This is a genomic window from Rahnella aquatilis CIP 78.65 = ATCC 33071 (assembly GCF_000241955.1).
Taxonomy (GTDB): domain Bacteria; phylum Pseudomonadota; class Gammaproteobacteria; order Enterobacterales; family Enterobacteriaceae; genus Rahnella; species Rahnella aquatilis.
Window position 1 is genome coordinate 4284743 of sequence record NC_016818.1, and the last position, 16324, is coordinate 4301066.

The 16324-nt window shown below is 53.4% G+C and carries 13 protein-coding genes; all 13 read right to left on the reverse strand.

Annotated elements, in window-relative coordinates; genetic code table 11:
- Positions 1-7: 7 nt before the first annotated feature.
- Entirely contained in the window at positions 8-691 is a 684-nt protein-coding gene (gene pgmB, locus RAHAQ2_RS19345; RefSeq protein WP_015698847.1) for a beta-phosphoglucomutase, read from the reverse strand.
- Positions 681-2927: a glycoside hydrolase family 65 protein gene (locus tag RAHAQ2_RS19350; RefSeq protein WP_015698848.1), complete on the reverse strand. Its 2247-nt coding sequence runs from the start codon at positions 2925-2927 to the stop codon at positions 681-683. Before RAHAQ2_RS19350 ends, pgmB begins: the two co-directional genes overlap by 11 nt.
- A complete protein-coding gene (locus tag RAHAQ2_RS19355) occupies positions 2924-3982 on the reverse strand; it encodes a Gfo/Idh/MocA family protein (RefSeq protein ID WP_015698849.1) in 1059 nt (352 codons plus the stop codon). Before RAHAQ2_RS19355 ends, RAHAQ2_RS19350 begins: the two co-directional genes overlap by 4 nt.
- Positions 3983-3997: 15 nt before the next feature.
- Positions 3998-4789 carry a sugar phosphate isomerase/epimerase family protein gene (locus RAHAQ2_RS19360; RefSeq protein WP_015698850.1) on the reverse strand — a complete coding sequence of 264 codons (792 nt, stop codon included), beginning with the start codon at positions 4787-4789 and terminating at the stop codon, positions 3998-4000.
- A 12-nt stretch (positions 4790-4801) separates the two neighbouring features.
- On the reverse strand, positions 4802-5854 hold the full coding sequence (locus RAHAQ2_RS19365; RefSeq protein WP_015698851.1) for a D-guloside 3-dehydrogenase: 1053 nt from the start codon (positions 5852-5854) through the stop codon (positions 4802-4804).
- A 44-nt stretch (positions 5855-5898) separates the two neighbouring features.
- Positions 5899-6744, reverse strand: a complete 846-nt coding sequence (locus tag RAHAQ2_RS19370; RefSeq protein ID WP_015698852.1) for a carbohydrate ABC transporter permease — start codon at positions 6742-6744, stop codon at positions 5899-5901.
- Positions 6731-7612, reverse strand: a complete 882-nt coding sequence (locus RAHAQ2_RS19375; protein ID WP_015698853.1) for a carbohydrate ABC transporter permease — start codon at positions 7610-7612, stop codon at positions 6731-6733. Before RAHAQ2_RS19375 ends, RAHAQ2_RS19370 begins: the two co-directional genes overlap by 14 nt.
- Before the next feature lie 30 nt (positions 7613-7642).
- Positions 7643-8935, reverse strand: a complete 1293-nt coding sequence (locus tag RAHAQ2_RS19380) for an ABC transporter substrate-binding protein (RefSeq protein WP_193785531.1) — start codon at positions 8933-8935, stop codon at positions 7643-7645.
- Between the two features lie 105 nt (positions 8936-9040).
- Positions 9041-10720, reverse strand: a complete 1680-nt coding sequence (locus tag RAHAQ2_RS19385) for an alpha-amylase family glycosyl hydrolase (protein WP_015698855.1) — start codon at positions 10718-10720, stop codon at positions 9041-9043.
- A 189-nt stretch (positions 10721-10909) separates the two neighbouring features.
- Complete coding sequence (locus RAHAQ2_RS19390; protein ID WP_015698856.1) at positions 10910-11464, reverse strand: YgjV family protein; 555 nt, start codon at positions 11462-11464, stop codon at positions 10910-10912.
- 96 nt (positions 11465-11560) lie between these two features.
- Positions 11561-13051: a UxaA family hydrolase gene (locus tag RAHAQ2_RS19395; protein WP_015698857.1), complete on the reverse strand. Its 1491-nt coding sequence runs from the start codon at positions 13049-13051 to the stop codon at positions 11561-11563.
- 10 nt (positions 13052-13061) lie between these two features.
- Positions 13062-14513 (reverse strand): tagaturonate reductase, encoded by a 1452-nt coding sequence (locus RAHAQ2_RS19400; RefSeq protein ID WP_015698858.1) that lies wholly within the window; start codon positions 14511-14513, stop codon positions 13062-13064.
- Between the two features lie 143 nt (positions 14514-14656).
- Positions 14657-16069, reverse strand: a complete 1413-nt coding sequence (gene uxaC / locus RAHAQ2_RS19405; protein WP_015698859.1) for a glucuronate isomerase — start codon at positions 16067-16069, stop codon at positions 14657-14659.
- Positions 16070-16324 lie beyond the last annotated feature (255 nt).

Here is a 16324-nt window from a genome sequence, read left to right on the forward strand (position 1 = left end):
TTTTTCCTTAAATGTCAGCCTGATGGCGCAACCATTGTTGCCTGATAACTGCCCACGACAATCCTTCTGTAGAATCCAGACGGTGATTAGCCCCTTCCAGCGTGGCGCCAATACCTATTGAGAAAATGCCCCCGGCACGCAGGGCATCAATGCCCGCCTGCGCATCCTCAATCCCTGCGGCATGTTGCGGCGCGATATTCAGCGCCTCGCAAACGTTGAGGAAAATTTCCGGATGCGGTTTGGAATGCGTGATACGGCGGGTGTCCGCGACATAATCGAAAGCCTGCGCCAGTCCCAGCGCCCTCAGCACCTGCGGGGCATTTTGTGAAACGGAAGCCAGACCGGTGAGCACGCCCTCTTCACGCAAGGTGTGCAGCAATTCGCTAATCCCCGGCAAAATGTCCGCCGTGGTCAGCCCGGCGAGTAATCCGACATAATCGGCATTTTTCTCCGCCGCCATGGCGTCACATTCTGCCTGGGTAAAAGTCCCGGATTTTCCGCCCGCAGCGAGGATCTTCAACAGCGATTCCTGACGACTGACGCCTTTGAGTTGCTCATTAAACGCCGCATCAATGGGGATCCCGATGCGCTGCGCCAGCCGTTGCCAGGCCATAAAATGCAGATGTGCGGTATCAACCACCACACCGTCGAGGTCAAAAATAACGGCACGCGGCAGAGGTTCAGTTTTCATCATGAGATCCTTTCAGAATGAGGTTTTCCGTAAACGTATAAGAGACGCCGTTGATCCAAACCTTCAGCGGCTGATCATCGGTTTTGCTGAGGGTAAATTGCCGGGGTTCGAGAGATACCGTCAGACGCGTTCCGCGCCAGTGCAGAGGAAACCGCAACCGCGTCCAGCCCTGCGGCAGCGACGGCCGGAAATGCAGTTCACCCGACTGATAATCCAGCCCCGCAAACCCCATCAGCGCTCCCGTCCAGATGGCGGCAGTGGCCGCCGCATGGATGCCGTCGTCCGAGGAATGAGGTTCATCACCCAGATCAATGCGGCACGCTTCACGGTAAAATTGCAGCGCCTGGTCGGCCTGCCGGGTCCGGGCGGCAACAATCGCATGCACTGATTTACTCAGCGAAGAGTCATGAATCGTACGCGGTTCATAAAAACTGAGATTAGCGGCCTGGCATTGTGGCGTGAACTGTGCGGGCAGCAGTTGCATGAGCATCACCACATCGGCCTGTTTCAGGATCTGCATCTCGTTGATTTCCGCGCGGGAATAGTCCAGCAAAATGGCCTGAGTTCCCTGGCGGGATTTATAGGCTTTCAGGTCGCATTGCGGTTTACTGAGGAAGGTATCATCCTGCGCGATCACGCCCTGCGCATCGGGCTGCGGCAGATACAGATGCGTCAGAAAATCTTCCGCCTGCGCGAAGAATGCAGCGTCCTCATGATTAAATTCATGCAGATACCGGCAGGCTTCCTGAATGTTGTACTGCGCCATATAATTGGTAAACGCATTATTATCAACATGTTCGGTGTATTCATCCGGCCCGATGACGTTGAGAATCGACAGCCGGTCGCCACGCCATACAGCGCGGCTCATCCAGAACAGCGCTGTCTCTTTCAGCAACGCCAGCCCCATTTGTTGCATAAATTCAGCGTCGTGCGTGGCCTGAAAATAGCCCACCGTGGCATAGGCGATATCCGCCACCAGATGATGCTCGGCCACTGCCGAGGCCACCCGCTGCCGCTGACCGGTACGGATATTGATCGCCGCGAATTCCGGCGTTTCTTCTTCGCCGCTGAACGCACTTTCCCACGGGAACAATGCGCCCTGATAACCGCTGCGCCGGGCTTTTTCCTGCGCCTGCGCCAGATTCAGATAGCGGTACTCCAGGAGTTTTCGCGCCTGTTCAGGCGCATTCAGCAGCGCAAAAGGCAGGATAAATATTTCGGTATCCCAGAACACATGCCCTTTGTAGCCTTCGCCGGTCAGTCCTTTCGCCGCCACACTGGCACGCGCGTCATGCGCCGGGATCATCAGCTTCAGGTGATACAACGCAAAATCCAGTGCGCGCTGATCTTGCGGATCATCAGTCTCCACACAGACCCGCGCTGCCTGCCAGTAATGCTGCCAGTGGCGGGTATTTTCCATCAGCAGATGGCCGTAGCCCTGCTGCGCGCAGGCAGAAAGCGACGCCAGACAACGTGACGACCAGTCACTTTCCGGCAGAAAATCCGCGTCGAGCGAGGTGGCAATCCAGCTGAATTTCTCCAGCGTAACCGCTTCACCGGCCGATAACGGCAGGCTGATATGTTGCAGTAACTGGCGGTTTTTGGCTGAAAAGCTGCTGCTGGCGCGGGCGGGGAACAGGCACTGGCTGGTGATGATCGCCTGCTGCTGCCCGTCGGTCGTCTCATACCAACCCTGTAAAATGTTTTGATCGAAAACCCGCACCGAACGCTCGTTCAGATGCTGCCGGCCGCTGTTGGTGAGCGTTGCATCAATGCCGGTACTCACGCACAGGTGCGCCTCCGCATCCAGCGCGGTGACGGTTAAACGACTCGCCACCAGCGCCAGCGGAGAAAGCGCCACAAAACGGCGGGTTTCGATTTTGAACCGCTGACCGGCGGGCGACTGCCAGACCAGTTCGCGATAAAGCTCACCGTTCATGGTGCGCAGTTCACGCTGATAGGAAACCAGCGTGCCGGAAAGCAGCGATAAACTTTCGCCGTCCAGCTCAATGCGCATGCCCGTAATATCCGGCAGATTCACCAGCTCGGTGACTTCCGTCGCATTCGCGCGGTGATAAAACCCCGCGACAAACATGCCCCGCTGCTGGTCGGTATAGGCTTCCTCGTGACAACCCCGGATGCCAATCCGGCCATTGCCGCAGGCATGCAGGCTGGCGTACTTATTCAGACGATGGGGTGAAAACGGTGCTTCGTGCAGGATCTGAGGCTGAATCATAAAAATACGCTCTCCCCGCTCTCTGCCGACTGATAGACAGCCGCCACCAGTTGCTGGATGCGGTATCCCTGTTCAGCATCCGCCAGACTGACCGTTTCCCCGCGAACCGCCGCCACAAATGCCTGAACGCTGCGCACATGGCGCTGATCGTCGGCAACCTCCCGGTGGAATAACCTCACCAGTTCGCCCTTTTCATCGGTATACACTTGTGCAGGAAACAGCGTGGCACCGGCTTTATCACCGCAAAACTCAACGTTCATGACCGACTGGGGCTGTATGTTCAGCGCAAACGACGTTTCCAGACGCAGCAACCCGCCGTTGCAGAACTCAATAGCGGCAAATACCGAATCTTCCACGCTGTATTTCTGCGGGTCCCAGCTTCCAAACTGCCCTTCACTTTTGCGGTTGCCGATTTTCTGAAACATCTGCGCAGTGACTTTGCGCACCGCCGGAAAGCCGAGCACGTACATGGCGGCATCCAGCATATGAATGCCGATGTCGATCAGCGGCCCGCCGCCGGACTGGGTTTTATCGATGAAATTTCCCCAGCCGGGCACGCCGCAGCGGCGCAGTGCGCGCGCGGTGGTGACATACACATCACCCAGTTCACCTTCATCCACTTTCTGACGTAAAATGCGCGCATCGTCGGCGAAACGGTGATGAAAATCATAGGCCAGAAGCCGTCCGGCCTGTTCTGCCGCCTGCCACATTTCCAGCGCCTGTGCGGCGCTCATGGCAGGCGGTTTTTCACAGAACACATGACAGCCGTGCTGCAATGCCGTGATCACCTGCTGATGATGGAACAGGTTGGGCGTACAGATGCTGACGATGTCGGGCCGTTCAGCCTGCAGCATCTTCTCCAGCGAGGTACAGGCACGGGCGATACCATTACGCCCGGCAAATGCCTGAGCGCGCGCCCTATCACAGTCCACGACCGCCACCAGTTCAAGCCCCGGAATCTGGCGGTAACAGGCCGCATGGACCTTTTCCGCCACCTGACCGGCACCGACCAGCGCCACTTTCAGCGTTCCTGCCGTACTCGTTATAAATTCCATTTTGCGGCCTGTCAGTCAGAGTAAATTGCGAAGATAGGTCAGTGAATCCTGATAAGCCTGTGCCGGATTTTCTGCCCGCACACGGCATTCGTAGACGATATAGCCGTCATAGCCATCTTCTTTCAGTTGCTGAAATGCGCGGCCAAAATCAATACTGCCGCTGCCCGGCTGGTAACGATGATTGTCAGCAATGTGTACGTGGCCGAGCAGATCCCGTTGCTGATGGAACGCGGCGCTAAGGCAGTCTTCCTCAATGCTCATATGGTAAAAATCGCCGATGATTTTGACGTGCTCAAGCGCGCCCTCTTCGATATAACGGCGTGCCTCCGCCAGCGTGTTTATCATGTGATCCTGATAGCGGTTCAGCGGCTCCAGATACACCGTTGTGCCGGTGCGTTTGGCCACATTTTCCAGCTCCAGCAAGGATGCGCTGACCGCCAGACGGTCGCCCGCCTGAGTGCGCGGTGAAGTCATCGGCGGCAGACGGTAGGTAAACATTCCCCAGGCGGCGGGCACGATGATCCCTTTACCGCCGACCTGCGAAAGGGCTTCCAGAATCGCCGTGATTTGCTGCAATCCGTTCAGACGACGCTCTTCGATGAAATCACCGATCCAACCCTCATAGCCGCCGCAGGCAGTGATCACCGGCAGGCCAGTTTGGGCGATAGCGGCTTTCACTTCGTCGAGATGATTCACCAGCAATTTGCCGTCTATTTCAAAGCCGTCGAAACCCATTTCCTTGATAAATTTGAATTTCTCCAGAATATTTTCTGGGAAGAACGCCTGATTTTGTGTACCGATTTTCATGTCTAAGTCCTTTTAGAAAGTGATGCCGAGCTTGATGCTCTGATCAGGATGTTGATCGACGTATTTCATGTAGCTTTCTGCACTGTTGCTGAATGTGACCACCGGGTCGATCAGGTCTTCACAGTTCAGGTAGCCGTTCATCAGCAGTTCCCAGCAGGACTCTTCGATGCGTTTACGGCTCCAGCGGGGATAATCAGGATTGGGTTCGCTGCATGCGCGGGAAAAGACGATTTTGGCATTGTTAAAGTGAGCTTCCCGCCCGAGGTTAAAGCCTTCGGCGAAAGGTTTGGCAAAGGCAACGTAAGAAATAATGCCGCCGTAAGCGATACCGCGCAGCGCTGCCTGCAGGGCCTGAGCGTTGCCGCTGGTTTCGATAATGACGTCAGCACCCAGCTTGCCGGTGAGCTTTTTAATCTCCAGTCCGATGTCCGTGCCGATCGGATTAAACACTGCATCCGCGCCGTTTTTCAGCGCAATCTCCCCGCGTTTTTCCAGCGGATCGACGCCAATCACGATGCTGGCACCGGCCTTTTTCGCCAGTTGCACGGCGATTTGCCCGATGGCACCCAGCCCGACAATCACCACAAAATCACCCACGCGGACATTGCCGTCGCGCACACCGCTCATGGCAAACTGTGCCGGGTCATAACAGACGGCGTTTTTCCATGAGGCACCGGCAGGCATTTTGCGTAATTTGTAATTGTTCACGGCGTTGACGATCACCGTTTCGCTCAGCGGTCCGTAGGTACAAACCTCATCGCCCAGCGCGTAATCCGTCACCTCACAGCCCTTTTCGCAGACGGTGCCCACCACCATGTTGCCGAGCTGGAATTCGCCGAACACAATACCGCGCGGCGCATCCGCCGGACGGGGTACAAACATGCCCCATTCAGCAGAGAATTCCTCGTCGATAAACGGGCTGACGCCGCGGAAATCCACCACTTCGGTGCCGTGTTTCGGTGCGCCAAATTTCACGCGAATTTTGACTTCATACGCTGCGACCGGGCGGTCCTCATAATCCATCAGTTCAGCCACACGTGGCTGGGTTGCAACCAGTTTTTTCATCGGATATTCCTTCATCTTTCATCAGTCAGTGTGAGTTTTTTACGTCAGCCTTTTACGCCGCCGTCGGTAAGATTGCCTTTAATAAACCGTTCCGAAAGCGCATACATCAGCACCACCGGCAGCGCGGTCACCAGCGAGGCGGCCATCATTCTTCCCCAGACATAATCCGGCGTACTGAACAGCGTATTCAGGCCGACAGGCAGGGTGAAATTGGCCGAGCTGGAAAGGAAAATAGAGGCGAAGAGATAGTCGTTCCACGCCACCATAAAGCAATACACAAATACCGAAATGATGCCCGAGATCGCCAGCGGCACGGTGATGTAGAAGATGATTTGCAGCCGGTTGAGGCCGTCCATCATCGCCGCTTCTTCAATGTCGTGAGGAATGGTGTCGAAGTAACTTTTCAGCATGAACACCGCGGTCGGTAAAGTCTGGACCACCATGGTGATCACCAGCGCGGTAGTCGTATCGTAGAGTCCCAGCGCCGAAATAATTTTAAACAGCGGCACCACCAGCAAAATGCCGGAAAACATATAGACGGTATAAAAGCTGGCGTTAATCGTGACGCGCCCTTTAAAACGCAGCCGCGACAACGCATAAGCGCCAAGAATGCCGAAGAACACGGCGATCACCGACGCCAGCACCGACACGGTCAGGCTGTTTTTAAAATAACTGAGGAACGGGAAAATCTGCGGATTGAAAATATCCACGTAATGATGGAAATCCCATTCCTGCGGGAACAACGTCGGATGACGGGAAATCGCCTCTTTACTGCTTTTGAACGAGGTCATCAGCATGATGAAAAAAGGAAATAACATCGCGCCAAGAAAAATCAGCAGGCTGGCATAAAAGCCCGCTTTGCCCAGGATCTTGCGGTTAGTTGCTGCCATTGATATTCACCCGTTTTCTGGCAAGAAGGATCACGATAAAGATCAGGGCAAACAGCACCATGGATATGGCGGCGGCTTTCCCTAAATCGTTAAAGGCAAAGGCGGTTTTATAGAGATACACACCCAGAATGTTGACCTTGTTGGTCAGCAGGTAGACGTCGGCAAACATGTAGAACATCCAGATCGCGCGCAGCGTGACCACCGTTGCCAGTACCGGCATGATGGCGGGCAGCGTGACGATGCGAAATTTCTGCCAGGCATTGGCGCCGTCCATACCTGCGGCTTCGTACAGCGATTTATCGACGGTCTGCAAAATCGCCAGAAACGAAATAAACGCGTAGGGGAAGTAGCGCCAGATGGCGAACAGCACCACCAGAACGAAGCTGCTGACCGGATTGTCGAACCACAGCGGGGCATCGTCGAACAGGTGCAGCATGTCAGCACCGATCACATTCACAATGCCGTAGCCGTTGTTGAACATGTATTTCCAGGCGAATACCAGCGAAATGGAAGGCGTGACGTAGGACAATATCACCAGCGATCGCGCCGTTTTGCGAAAGCGGAACTCACGGTTAAAAAACAGCGCGACGCCCAGCCCCAGCCCGGTACTGCCCGCGACGACCAGCGCGGTGTACCAGAACGTCACCCACAGCGAATGATAAAAGCCCGGATCACTGAGGATGCTGAGGTAGTTATCCAGCCCGACAAACCGGTTATCGAGACGCGGATTCAGCGGGATTTGCAGAAAGCTGATCTGGATATTCGACAGCATCGGATAGGCCACCAGCAGCCCCAGCAAAAAGATGCTGGGGGCGAGCAGAAGCAGCGCAAAACGACCGTCAGAATGGTTAAATTTACGTGATTTCATGATCTTCCCTGAGAATTCAGGCTCCTGCGTTTAGCGTTTTTGCATCACTGCTTCGATACGCTTTTGCCCTTCCGCCAGCGACTGCTGTGGATCTTTCTTCCCGACGGTCACACCATTGAGCATTTCGCTGAGTACCGCAGAACCTGTGATATCGCCCATGGCCGCGAAGTTTTTCTCCCCGACGGAACCAAACACCTGCACGTTGGCAAACTCGTTCACCAGCATTTGCGGCAGCGTGCCGAACGCTTTGATCACCGGGTTGTTTTGCCAGGTGGCGTTACCCGTCACACCTTTGGTCACCGGCAGCGCGGCACCCGGCGACATCAGCACCCATGCTGTCGCGTTATCCGGTTTTTCGAGGAAGCTCACCCACTGTTCAGCGGCCTCACGTTCAGGCGTATCCAGCCCGTTGGAGATGGTCAGTGAGGTGATGGTGCCGTAAACGGCTTTGGATTTTTCGGTCGGCACGGCAAATCCGAGGTCGTCAGCTTTGCCTTCGCCGTATACCGCAGGAAGAATATAAGTGGAGTAAATCGCCATCGGCACCGTGCCGTTCATAAAGGCGTCTTTAATTTCCATGACGTCATTGGAGCCGGGCATGGAGAAAGTGGCGAGCTGACGGTAATAATCCAGTGCCTGCTGCATTTCCGGCGTATTAACTGTGATTTGTCCCTCAGCATTAAATACGTTGGCATCGTTGGAGAGCGCGAACTGCGAGAAAGCCTGTTCGGTCAGAACACTTTCTGCAGTCGGTAAGGCGATACCGTATTTTTTCTGCGCGGGATGATTAAATGCCGTGGCAATGCGGGTGACGTCCTGCCAGTTTTGCGGCGCAGAGAATCCGGCGTCGGCCAGTTGTGATTTGTTGTACCAGATCCCCTGTATCCAGCCGTGGATCGGCACGCCGGTATAATGCTGGCCCTCTTCCGTGCGCACGATGCGCAATACACCGGGATAGAACTGGTCTGCACCCATGCCGTCGATCACCTGACTGATGGCATCACGGTCGATCAGCTGTTCCTTATCCATCACTTTGGCGTAATCATGACTGACTTCGATAACGGCTGGCAGTGCACCGGTACGGGCCAGCGTAATCACTTTGGTGTTGTAGGCGTCTTCTTCCACCGGCACCGGTTTGATGGTGATCTGCGGATTTTCCTTTTCAAATTGCGCGATCAGCTGATTAATCACCACCTGACGTTCCTGCTCAACCGAAGAGTGCATAAATTCAATGGTGATCTGTTTCTCTTTGGCATCCTCACAGGCCGATAAACATAATGTGGATAATAATAACGGGGTTATAAGGATATATTTTCTTTTCATTGTTATATTCATGAACATCTCCTTTGCTAATTTATAGCCAGCCGGAATCTCTGGCCTGTGAAATATCACACCCTTTAAATACTAAGCATTAAAATGACGATTAATTTAATGACGTAACCAGATATACTGATAAGGCTTTAATGTTATTTCCCCGTCACATTCCAGTGAATGATGATAAGGTAAGACCTGATAACCCCCTGAAGGGAGAGAGGCCTGAATATGTTTAGCGGAAAGGTTAAACAGGCACATTATTTCTTCGTTACCCTGTCCGCGGATAAAGGCAAACACGCTTTCATGACATTCTATAATGTGCATCGGGGCGGAAGGGTGAAATGCCGCTTGTTCAGTTCTGCAGGTAATTAATTTTTTCAGTTCACTAAATACCCGCGCACGTAATGAATCAGGTTCAGACAATATCTGTTCAATTTCCGTGACATCATATTTCTGCCGGTTAATTGCCCGGTTATGCCCGGCGCTTTCTACCCCGTGAATATCGTTACGCGAACCGAGAATACTTTGAATATACACCGCAGGAACACCGGGGAATGCCAGCAAAATAGCGTGTGCCAGCATGAAGCGTTGCAGACGGATATCGTCGTCGTCCGCCTGCCGGTTCAGCGCATCCATATAGGTGACGTTAACTTCATACGGGCTGGTGCTGCCATCCGGATTATTTTTATACGACACCCGCGCGCCCTCCTGTTGCAGCGCATCCACCAGCCGGAGGATCTCCGGTTCCGGCAATAATCCGCGTAACGGATTCAGACCGATACCGTCGTGCGAAGCAAAGAAATTAAAGAAGGTGGTCGCAGGCGTACAAGCGCCAAGACCGGCGGCCCAGCGTTTCAGCGTTTCGCCGTTTTCACTGTGAATGGCGTGCAGAACCAGCGGCGGCAGCGGGAACTGATAAACCATCTGCGCCTCGTCAGCACCGTTACCGAAGTAACTGATATTGTCCTGATGCGGCACATTGGTTTCAGTAATAATCACGGTACCGGGTGAAACATAATCCACCACGGCGCGGAATAACTTCACCAGTAAATGTGTTTTGGGCAGATGAATACAGGAGGTGCCGGGTTCCTTCCACATGTAGCCAACCGCATCGAGACGCACATATTCAGCCCCTTCCGACAAGTATTTCAGCAACACGTCCAGCATGTCACGCAGTACGTCAGGATGTGCAAAGTTCAGGTCGATCTGATCTGCGCTGAAGGTGGTCCAGACATGACGGGTTTCGCCATTTTCACAGCGGAAAGGCGTTAACAGCGGTGACCTCCGGGGGCGGGTCACCGCAGATAAGTCACTGTTTTCATCCAGGCTAATAAAATAGTTTTCATATTTCGGATTGCCCGCCAGATATTGTTTAAACCATTCACTGCTCGCGGAAATATGATTACAGACATAATCAAACATCAGCCGTGAAGACTGGCCAAGCTTACGGATATCTTTCCAGTCCCCCGCCAGCGGATTGACCTGCTGATAATCAATCACCGAGAAACCGTCATCCGACGAATAAGGATAAAATGGCAGAAGGTGTACAATATTAAAAACATCCGCCAGATGCCGCTGATAAAAACCATCGAATACTGAAAGTGTTTTTTCTGCTTTATGAGTGAACTGATCAGCATAGGTGATCAATACCACATCTTTTTCATCCCATCCCTGTTTGGCAGTATAGGCAATCTGATTTCTGGCAACTTCAATGCGTGTCATCAGATCATCTAAGAATACCGGTGACAGTTTCCCTGCATATATCTCTTTCAGTAATCCCTGAATAGCGTCCATGATTTTCCTTTTTCCCTTTTCTGTGGGACCGCTCCCACGAAAGCGAAAACTACTCCTGAGCCTGGAAATTGTCAACGAGGTAAACAGGCGGAAGGAATCAATACAGGGGGAAACGGAGAATTATTATTGCGATCTGTGAGCAGATTCAAAATAAGCGGACTAAGCGAATAACGGATAAAAAAGCAGGGATTATCCCTGCTCATCCATTTTCTGCACTATCTTCTTCTCGACCGCAAACGGATCGATGCCGCGCAGTTGCAGGCGGCGGAAGCGAATGATGTTAAAACCGTTCATCACCAGAAAACTGCCTTCGATCAGTGAGCCGCCAATCGAACCAAGCCAGATGTTATGTGCCACCCAGCAACACGTTGAGCACCACATAATACAGCGGGTTGTCAGTCCGCTGGTGCGGAACAGCGCCCAGGTACTGACAACGGTCGCGCCGACCGGTAAGAGTTCCATCCAGTGATGGGCGCGGCTTAGCCCCAGTACCAGGGTCAGGACGATGAAAATCACCATAATCCACGCGTTACGGGTACGCAGGGAAATCAGTGTACGCAGAGAATTCAGTAAGGCGCTCATGCCAGCGGGCGCAGCCCCCATCATCAGGAAATGCACACCGATAATGGCGCTGTAGGCAGAAAGCTGTTGTTTGAAGCGGCGGTCGCTGCGGTTGAAAAACATTGTGATGCCGACCATGAAGGCCACAACACCAACTGACTGGGCAAACCAGTAATACGTCATTTATCAGGGGTCTCATACGTGGAATTCTTGCGCTGCAAAAGCAAACGGCGCTTCATAACTGAAACGCCGTTTCATCCTAACGATAAACCTGACCGGTTACAATGTGACACCACTTTTAAAGATGGCTAATTCGCGGAAATCATTAAGTTCGTTTTTGGCTTTGCGGCCATCGGCGATCGCAACGATCAAATCCACAAATTCACCCAGCAGCTGATCCATACTGACATCATGGATCAGACGTCCGGCATCGAAGTCGATCCAGTGCGGTTTTTTCGCAGCCAGTTCACTGTTGGTTGCCAGTTTCACTGTCGGCACAAAACCGCCATAAGGCGTACCACGCCCGGTACTGAACAGCACCATGTGGCAGCCTGCCCCCGCCAGCGCACTGGTGGCAACGGCGTCGTTGCCCGGCGCGCTGAGCAGGTTCAGCCCCGGCGTAGTCAGGCGTTCACCGTATTTCAGCACGTCCATCACCGGGCTTTGCCCGGCTTTTTGTGTACAGCCCAGCGATTTTTCTTCCAGCGTAGTAATACCACCGGCTTTGTTACCCGGCGACGGGTTCTCGTAAATCGGCTGATTGTGTTCGATGAAGTACTGTTTGAAATCATTCACCATGTGAACGGTTTTCTCAAATGTACTTTCATCGCGGCAACGGCTCATCAGAATACGTTCTGCGCCAAACATTTCAGGCACTTCGGTCAGCACGGAAGTGCCGCCGTTAGCGATCACGTAGTCGGAGAAACGCCCCAGCAGCGGGTTGGCGGTGATCCCGGACAATCCGTCGGATCCACCGCATTCCAGCCCGAATTTCAGTTCGCTGAGTTTACCGGGAACACGTTTATCGTCACGCATGACGGCATACAGTTCACGCAGGCGTTCCAGACCGGCTTCCACTTCGTCGTCGAATTTTTGCAGCGTCATGAAACGCACGCGCTCTTCATCCACTTCGCCCAGCGTTTCACGGAACACGTCAACCTGATTGTTTTCACAACCGAGGCCGATCACCAGCACCGCACCGGCGTTCGGATGGCGCACCATATTTTGCAGCATAGTCCGCGTGTTCACATGGTCATCGCCCAGTTGCGAACAACCGAACGGATGCGTGAACAGGTAAACGCCGTCGATGCCTTCCGCGTCATTGGTTTCTTTGAGGAAACGTGACTGGATCTGACGGGCAATACCGTTGACGCAACCGACGGTCGGGATCAGCCACAGTTCATTGCGGATCCCCACCTGGCCGTTTTTGCGACGGAAAATCTGCACATCGCGATCCGCCATCTGTTCCGGCAGGCTGGCGAAATCCGGCTGATACTCATACTCGTCCAGATCGCTGAGATTGGTTTTGCCGTTTTGCGAATGAATGTGCATACCCGGCTCAATCGCCGTCAGCGCATGACCGATCGGCAAACCGTATTTAACGATGTTCTCCCCCGCCGCAATCGGGCGGAGGGCAAACTTGTGGCCACGGACAACAGGCTGAGCCAGAACAACGGAATACCCGCCTGCTTCGACCTGCTCCCCCGCGTCGATATCGCGCAATGCGACGGCGACGTTATCAGCAGTATGAATTTGAATGATACTTTGCATAGTTGCTCTCTTAGCTGTAAGCCGCCAACGCATCACGCATGCCACGGTCTTCAATCGACTGTAACTGTTCAGTCACTTTAGCCGTCAGACCCGGCACGGTATTCAGGTCACGTCCCCAGTGTTCTTCATCCGCCAGCACGGTTTCGACCAGCCCGGCCAACGGCAGGCTGCCATTACGTACGTTGCTCCACAGTTCGGAGAAACGGCTCAGCCAGTGTGCATCGTCCTGCAGGGGATAAACTTCACCGTTACGTTCGCCACGGTAAAACGCCAGCAATGCTGCCAGCGCAAAGGTCAGGCGCGGAGGCAGAAGCTGATTCTTTTCCTGACTCGCCAGCAGTTGCGGCAGAATGCGGGTGCGGTATTTGGTCATGCCGTTAAGGGCAATCGACAGCAACTGATGCTGAATGAACGGGTTGCGAAAACGGCTAAGCACCGCCTGCGCAAAGGACGTCAGTTCATCCTGTGGCAGATCCAGCACCGGCGAGATTTCCTCGGCGATCGCCAGTTCCACAAAGCGACTGATTTGCGCATCATTCATGGATTCACCCACGGTGTTCAGCCCTGACAGGAAGGCCACCGGCACCAGCGCGGTGTGTGCGCCGTTAAGTATCGCGACTTTGCGTTCTTTATACGGTTTGATGTCGTCAACCAGACGAATATTCAGCGGCAGTTTGTCCAGACGCAGTTCCTGAGCGAGACTTTTTGGCCCCTGGATCACAAACAGATAGAAGTGTTCGGCGCTGTCGAAGAAGCTGTCCTGATAACCGAGCTCTTCCTGCAGGCTGTCGACTTCACTGCGCGGATAACCGGTGACGATGCGGTCAACCAGCGTTGAACAGAAGGTGTTGCTGTTTTCCAGCCACTGGGTGAATGCCGCAGGCAATGCCCACTGTTGTGCGTAACGCAACACCAGTTCCTGCAACGCTTCACCATTGTAATCGATCAGTTCGCATGGCAGCAGAACCCAGCCTTTATCAGCCGCACCGGAGAAATGGGTGAAACGCTCGAACAGCAAACGGGTCAGTTTGGCCGGGAAGCTGGCCGGAGGCGCGTCTTCAAGACGATCGCTTTCTACATAACTGATACCGGCTTCGGTGGTGTTGGAAAACACGAAGCGGATATTCGGGTCGCGGGCCAGCGCCAGGTACTCATCAAACTGATGATAAATATTAATTTCGCGGTTAACGGAGCGGATGATTCGGGTATCACGCACCGTTTCCCCCTGCTCGTTCAGGCCGCTGATAATGGTGGTATACAGACCATCCTGCGTGCTGAGTGAGGGCGGGAAGTCGGTATCAATCGGGCGAATGACCACGATCCCGGCATCCAGATCGGTATGCTCATTCAGCAGGTCGATTTGCCAGTCGACAAACGCCCGCAGGAAGTTACCTTCACCGAATTGAATAATTTTGTCCGGATGTTGACGGCCAGGGAAGTCACGGCGATTTAACCTTTGCATCTCACATTCACCTTAATTTGCTCAGACTCCGGTCTTTGAGGGCGGGAAAATTGCCCCGTGGCCGTCGTTCTCTGTTGGGATAGTTGTTTGTTATTTCAGTGTTTATTTTCAGGAGCGCAGGGACCTGCGCTCCGTCGTACTTTTTAGTTCAGTTCAATCTGGAAATACTGTTTCGCGTTATCGAAACAGATGTTTTTTACCATGTTGCCCAGCAGTTCAATGTCTGCCGGTGCTTCGCCCTCTTCCACCCAGCGACCGATCATCTGGCACAGAATGCGACGGAAGTATTCATGACGCGTATAGGATAAGAAGCTGCGGCTGTCGGTCAGCATGCCGACGAAACGGCTGAGCAAGCCCAGGTTGGCAAGCTGAGTCATCTGACGTTGCATCCCGTCTTTCTGGTCGTTAAACCACCAGCCGGAACCGAACTGCATTTTGCCCGGCATCCCTTCACCCTGGAAATTACCGACCATAGTGCCAATCACTTCGTTATCACGCGGGTTCAGGCAATACAGGATGGTTTTTGGCAAACCACCGGCCAGACCTTGCGCGCCCAACAGTTTGGAGAGCGGTTCGGCCAGCGGCTGGTCGTTGATGGAGTCAAAACCCACGTCTGCGCCAATCAGCTGGAACATACGGGTGTTGTTATTGCGCAGCGCGCCAATGTGATACTGCTGTACCCATTCACGACGTTGATATTCAGAAGCCAGATACAGCAGAACGCCGGTTTTGAACTGAGCAATTTCCTGCGCAGTTGGCGTTTCACCGCTCAGGCGACGGGACAGAATGCCGTCCAGCGTCGCGTCATCCGCTTCACCGTAAACCACCACATCCAGCGCGTGGTCCGACACTTTGCAACCGTGCGCCGCAAAGTGATCCATACGTTTTTTCAGGGCATCACGCAGATCGCTGAAACGGGTTATGGACACATCTGCCGCGGCTTCGAGTTTCTTCATGTAATCCACGAAGGTTGCCGCTTCAATGTTGAAGGCTTTGTCCGGGCGCCAGCTTGGCAGCACTTTAATGTCAAAACCGGCATCTTGTGCGACCGCTTTATGATGTTCCAGAGAATCGATCGGGTCATCGGTGGTGCCGACCATTTTCACGTTCATCTGTTTCATGATGCCACGGGCAGAGAATGCATCCTGCGCCAGCAATTCATTACCGCGTTCCCAGATTTCGCCTGCGGTAGACGGAGAAAGCAGTTTTCCGGTGATACCGAACGGACGGCGCAGCTCAAGGTGCGTCCAGTGGTACAGCGGGTTACCGATCGTGTGAGGAACCGTCGCAGCCCAGGCATCAAATTTTTCACGGTCACTGGCATCGCCGGTACACATACGCTCAGGCACACCGTTGGTACGCATCGCGCGCCATTTGTAGTGATCGCCTTTCAGCCAGATGTCATACAGGTTTTTAAATTTATAGTCCTGCGCAATCAGCTCAGGTGGCAAATGGCAGTGGTAGTCAAAAATGGGCTCATCTTTCGCATAGTCGTGATACAGGCGACGTGCGAATTCTGTGTCGAGAAGAAAGTCTTCCGTTAAAAACTGCGCCATCTTAAGTTCCTCATCATGAATTCTGTAGAGTTGTCACTCAATGGTGCGAAGTTATCACACCAATTTAAGCTATCGTCCAGTACTTTTTAATGCACTAAAGCCATTAAAACGCCTGATTTCATTCCAAAAAAACAAACTAATTCTCTGTAAAATAATGATTTTAGCCTCATCCGTTGCTGGTGCTTATTATCCTCACAATTAGAGTGTCATTTTGTGATGTCACTCAAACTTTAAATCTGTATGACAAGTTAATTC